Below are 4226 nucleotides of genomic sequence, written 5' to 3'. Positions count from 1 at the left end.
CAGGCGCTCTTGCCGGCCTCGTCCATCGCCGCCGTAGTGATCACCGCTTCGAGTCGAGCGCGCGCAGTCCAGGCCCGCCCTCGGGCGGGCCTGGACTGCGCATCCTCACGCCATCGTTCCAATGTCTGCACCGAAACCCCAATCTCTTGTGATACCACGCCCACTTGGGCGCTCTCCGGCGGCAACAACCGCGCCACCGCTCTGTTCCTGAATGCTTCTCCGTACCGAGCCATCTCTCATCCTTGTCGCCCCCAGGTTCAACATCATAGAGAGGCGACAACTATTCTGACGCGGGGGGATGCTCTTGCCGCTGCCCTGGGTGTGCCAGATGACGCCGCCCTCCTGTTTGGCAATGCGCGCCTGCGCCGCCTTGACGCCCTGGAACTGATGCTGGCGCGGCACCTTCTTCTGGCCGGCGTCGAAGATGACGAAGTGGCGGATCAGGTCGAGCAGGCGGACCTTGCTGCATAGCTGGGCCAGGGGGCGGTCGAGCAGGTGACCGGCGGCTGGTTCGGGGGCCACCTCGGCCGGCGCCTCACCCTTCCATTCGACGAAGAATTGCTCCGGCGTGCCGGTGGTGCCGTAGCGCAGGCCCTGGGCGTCGCTGCCCGCCAGCACCAGCTGCACCGTGCTGAAGAAGCCCTTGTTGAAGATTTCTTCCTGGTTGGTGATGAGCTGGCGCACACCCTCGGCCACCTCGACCGAGCTGCGCTTGAGTTCGATCACCGCGATGGCGATACCGTTGAGGTAGAGCACTAGATCCGGCCGGCGCTCGTAACCGCCCTTGAGCGTCACTTCCTCGGCCAATCCGAAGTCGTTGGCGTCGGGGGTGGTCCAGTCGATCAGGTGCACCGTCTCGTGAGCCTGGCCGGCGGCGATCTGGACCGGCACGCCGTAGCGCAGCAGCTGATAGGTTCGCAGGTTGGCCTGGTAGAGGCTGATGCCGGTCGCGTCGGCGGCGGTTTCGAGCTTCTGCAGCGCGGCGGCGATATGGGACGGGGAATAGCCCCGGGCCGCGAGGTTCGCCCGCAGGAGTTCGGTCTCGATGGGGCGGTTGTTGTCGCGCTGGCGCCACTCGCCCAGATAGCGGTAACCGAGATGATCAGATCGTGCCTTGTCGGTGAAGAGGGCGATGACGCGGTTCTGGGTCTTGCGTTCTGAGCGGGGGAGTTCAGGCATCGGCGGGCTCGGGGGTAATCAGTCGGGTCTTGCCGGTCAGCAATTCCTGCATCATACCTTGCTTGAGAAGACGGGTCTTCTCGCGGCGGGCCTCTAGGACGGTCAGTTCGGCGTCCATGTCGGAGAGGACGGCGGCGATGGCGGTTTGCTCTTCATTGGTAGCTGGAATAGCTACGGTAAAAGAATGTACGTCGTTCCGGTTAAGTGTGGGCACACCAGAGCCTGTGGCGAACCGCCCAAAGTCGATGTGAGAATAAAGGTAAAAAACGAATCGAGGGTTGTTGTTCTTAAAGTTTGTGACCCAGAGTGCTGTGTTGTGGGGCCAGTAGGCACCTTCAACATAAGTTACTTTTCCGATTGTGCCAGACCGTCCCGTGACCACCCCCGGTCCTTCAACCTGATAACTTGCGTGATGGTTTAGCACTCCGTTCGAATAAACCACGGGGTATGGGCCGGATCGAAGGTTTGGGTTTGGGAGATCGAATCCGCGCTGCAGCGGTGCGATGTCCCCCAGCCGCCTTACCGCCCAATCGCCTTCAAAACCCGGCAGGCGGGTCTGGCCGGTCAGGAGTTGCTGCATGGCGGCCTGTTTGAGGTCGCGCTTCTTAGCGATGAGGCTGTCCAGGCTGGTCAGCAGTGCATCGACGTCGCTCAGGGCGGAGGCGATGGCACGTTGTTCAGGGAGAGGAGGAATGGCAATACTTAGTTGCTCGAACTTCTTCCGTTGAATTCCCTTTGCAGTCGATCCACTTGAGTAGTCCTCAAGAATTCGCTGAAATCCGTCCGACAGCAGCATCTGCAGGATAAACCTGCTTGATGCACGCTCTTTGTTTATTTGAAGAAGGATCGTTCGCTGGCTGAGGATATATTTACGGTCATCGGGAATCAATGCCACGTTGCCGAGTGGTGCCTCAGTTGTAAAAAGGATGTCGTCCTTGGCTATATCTCCACGCGTCATCCACCGGCTGTAGAGGGCTTCAGAGCCGAAGTAGCACTCCGCATCGAAGTCTACATAGCCCATCTTCACATTCCCAGCCGAGAGCGCCGGGATATCCCCTCCGCCCCAATCCATTCCTAGTTTCTTTGGCGTTCGCCCGCGGTAGTCCATAATCTGTCGGGAGATGCGGAGCATGCTGTCCGTTTCCCAGTCCTCCGGGATCACGCCTACCTCCGTCTGCTTGTACCCGGGTCTCACTTCCATACCGCCCCCATCCGCTTGAGGTGTTCCTCGACGCGGGCAGCGAGGGCAGCGACCTCGTCGGTGAGCGCCGGCAGCGGCATCGCATAACGCTCCGCCAGCTCCCGGATACGGCGGGTCAGGGTCTGGGAGACGCGGTCCAGTTCGCCCTGCGACACTGCGGAGAGGTGCGTCATCCACTTGTCGTCCACCACCAACGTCTTGATCTCTGCCTCGGAAAGCTTGGGATATTGTGCGTAGGCTAGGTTGTCGAGGGTTGCTTCAGCTTCGTTGACGGCGGCCTTCAGTGTCGTCTGCTCGTCTAGCAGAGCAAGGTAACGTGCAGCAACGTCAAGGTCGATCAGGTCTTCCGGAACTGGTCGAGTCTCCAGACGCGTCCGGTATCGGCTAGCAACCGGCATCAGAAGGTCTTCAGCCTCCTTGAAGCTTTTTTTTCGCAGCTTATCGGCCTGAAGGTATTCGAACAGAATCGCCTGTTCGCTCGGGTCATCTGTAGCTGTCAAACGAGCCTTCACCGACTTCAAGGTAAGAGAGCCCTTATCGCTCTTCAGTGGGGTCATGTAATGATGATCTGCAAGCGTGCGCAGCAGCGTCGCCTTATCATCGGCTTCGATGACCAGCATCTCGTACTTGTCGCAAGCGAGCTTGTCATCAATGCTCCACAAACCGATAAGTGCCTGCCTGTAGGCAGCTTGCGCATCGGCCTTGGTGGAAACATCGTTCAAGATACCTTCTTCTCCACCATGTTCATTCACAAGCTCTTCAAGGCTGGCTGAAACTGAATCTAGGTTGGACTGCAGATGTTCAAGAGCGGCCTGTTTTTCTCCAAAGAACCGAGAAACGATTAGCGGCTTTGGTATCAGGTCGCAGGTCCAGCCCTTGTCCCGGGTCTTGCCCTTCTTGTCGGTCTCGATGATGCGCGTCGGTTTGGCCACCCAGCCATCCGCGGCGATCAGATAGGCATCGTCCTGCATGGTCTCGGCCCAGTAGTCCATAAGGTGCTGGTAGATGTCGTAGGCGTCGAGCAGCGGTGCCTTGCGGAAGCGCTCGAGCAGGTCCTCCGCGACAGTCTCGATCAGGGCCTTGGGGTGGGCGTCTTGGTCGAAGGCGGTGAGGCGCGGCGTGGTGGCCTCGCGCCAGTCGGTGAAGCGCTGGGTGGCGGCCTGGTTGAAGGCGGTGAATTCGGGGTGGCTGAAGATGGCCGGCTTGACCTCGGCGAGCGGCAGCTTGAGGCGGGCGTAGCCGGGGCGTAGGGGCTCGAAGAGCGCCGCCCGCAGGCCGGGCAGCACCTGCCAGTAGGCGGAGAGCGCGTCCAGGTCACGTTCGGGGATGCCGCCGTTCAGGTGGGCGTCGATGTCCTGCAGGTCTTCCGGCTCAGTGCTGTCGATGTAGCGCGGCAGGTTGAGGTTGAAGTCGTTCTTCGGGTCGGCAATCTCGTCGAAGGGCACCATGCGGGCGTAGCGCGGGGTGTCGATCTGACGGGTGAAGGTATCGACGATCTTGTGGATGTCCTGCTCTCGCAGGCGGTTCTTGTTGCCGTCCTTGATGAATGTCACTGACCGGCACAATAGAGCCACCGATGATCGGCATATAGGAGCCAGTTTGAATAGGCTCTGACGAACGTCTTCGGGGGTTCAAGGTTGGTTGTTTTTCGGGGTGCTGGCAAGTGCTGTTTTGGCCTTGTTTGGACCCTGTCGAGGGGCCCGGTAGGAGGCCCCGTCAAGGGTCAGGCAATAGGCGTTGTGGCGCAGCCGATCGACGGTGGCCGAAGCGAGCAGCCGGTTGCCCGGGAAGGCCTGGTCCCACTCGGTGAAGTCGAGGTTGCTGGTGACGATGGTGGCGGCCTGCT

4 protein-coding genes and 1 pseudogene are annotated in these 4226 nt (G+C 60.4%); all 5 read right to left on the bottom strand.

What is annotated here, in order from left to right; all coding sequences use genetic code 11:
- Positions 1 to 197: pseudogene (locus tag HHL15_RS26705) on the bottom strand (IS3-like element ISAzo10 family transposase); the annotation flags it as partial.
- Positions 106 to 1179: a type I restriction endonuclease gene (locus tag HHL15_RS25910; protein ID WP_206198983.1), complete on the bottom strand. Its 1074-nt coding sequence runs from the start codon at positions 1177 to 1179 to the stop codon at positions 106 to 108. The pseudogene HHL15_RS26705 and the gene HHL15_RS25910, both read right to left, overlap by 92 nt.
- Positions 1172 to 2311 (bottom strand): restriction endonuclease subunit S, encoded by a 1140-nt coding sequence (locus HHL15_RS25905; protein WP_206198982.1) that lies wholly within the window; start codon positions 2309 to 2311, stop codon positions 1172 to 1174. The genes HHL15_RS25910 and HHL15_RS25905 overlap by 8 nt, the downstream gene beginning before the upstream one ends.
- A gap of 59 nt (positions 2312 to 2370) precedes the next feature.
- A complete protein-coding gene (locus HHL15_RS26285; RefSeq protein WP_328825096.1) occupies positions 2371 to 3954 on the bottom strand; it encodes an N-6 DNA methylase in 1584 nt (527 codons plus the stop codon).
- Between the two features lie 57 nt (positions 3955 to 4011).
- The coding region (locus HHL15_RS25890; protein ID WP_169147169.1) for an ATP-binding protein at positions 4012 to 4226 on the bottom strand (215 nt) is incomplete at its 5' end.

Source organism: Zoogloea dura, assembly GCF_012927165.1.
Lineage (GTDB): Bacteria > Pseudomonadota > Gammaproteobacteria > Burkholderiales > Rhodocyclaceae > Zoogloea > Zoogloea dura.
Note: the sequence above shows the minus strand (reverse complement) of the source record. Positions and strands in the feature narration are given on the sequence as shown.